We start from the raw sequence: 1,154 nt of genomic DNA, 5'->3' as shown, positions 1-1,154 counted from the left end.
TTTTTCTTCGTGGTATCCACATACCCAACACGATCTTTCTCAGGAATATCGTGAGCGTCTTCGTAAACGATCACTGTTTGTAAGCAGATTTCTTTTTGCTCTTTCGTCAACGTTCGGCCGTCGGGCCACTTTCCTAATTCCAGTGCCTTTTTAAATCTTTCATACAACTCTGGGTCTAGCTGCTTTGCAGCATCTTCAAAATTCATATATCTCCCCCTAGACCATTTTCATGGCGCGCTATTGCGCTTAGCCGTTAAACCAAACACAAGCCAACCTAAAACAAGGCCACTTAACAATCCGTACAAATGCGCTGAATTAGCCATAGCCCCTAAGCCAATCCATTCTGTTAGTGGCGTATAACCAATTACCAACCAGACCAACGCAAACTTAAATAATCCATCCGGCATGAAAACGCGACGATCATAATGCGACCAAACTCGGGTATAGCCAAACAAGCCGTACACAACACCCGACAATCCCCCAAACAAATAGCCGCCATCTAAAAGTTGCGCGACATTCGATATGACAGAGACAACAACGATCAACACAAATAATGCGAGCGCACCTTTTCGATACTCAAGCTGCCCGCCTAGAATCCAAAACATCAACAAGTTAAAAACAATGTGCAAGAGACTAAAATGAAGCACATCTGGCGAGAATAAACGCCATATCTCTCCAGACTGCATGGTTTCGACCAATGCAGACCAACGCCCCTCAATAGAATTCAAGTTCATCGAAATATCGAAAGGATTGACGATCAGTAGAGCTCTTAAGACTTCACCACCTCCACCAAGATCCGTTAACCAAGCAACGAGCACACAAAGAGAAATGACTATAAAAACGAGTGGAGCCTGTTGCGGTGTTACACGATCATACCCAGCAGAGAAACGCACCTTTAAAGGTGACGAGGCCGCATTCGCAGCAGATAACTGCTGCTCTAATTCAGGATGCTCCAAGTACGAATTCAAAGCCTCTAGAACTTGATCCTTATTCTCTAAGCGCTGAAGTTCTAGCACTAACTCTCCACCTAGCTCAGAGATTCGGTGCTCAACGCCCTGGCGACGTAACCATTCTGAAAAAGGCTGTAGATTTTTATCGATCGATACGCGTGCTACTTCATTCATGATGGCGTGACATCTACCCAGACAAATTTA

Annotated in this window: 2 protein-coding genes; both read right to left on the bottom strand. The window is 44.7% G+C overall.

Annotated elements, in window-relative coordinates; translation table 11 throughout:
* Nucleotides 1–206, bottom strand: a 206-nt coding sequence (locus tag A3762_RS18930) for a YeaC family protein (RefSeq protein ID WP_068757129.1), incomplete at its 3' end; no start/stop codon positions are given.
* Between the two features lie 21 nt (nt 207–227).
* On the bottom strand, nt 228–1,124 hold the full coding sequence (locus A3762_RS18925) for a rhomboid family intramembrane serine protease (RefSeq protein WP_068754766.1): 897 nt from the start codon (nt 1,122–1,124) through the stop codon (nt 228–230).
* Between the last annotated feature and the right edge of the window lie 30 nt (nt 1,125–1,154).

The organism is Oleiphilus sp. HI0125 (genome assembly GCF_001635355.1).
The sequence above is the reverse complement of the archived record's forward strand: the minus strand, read 5'-3'. Positions and strand labels throughout refer to the sequence as shown.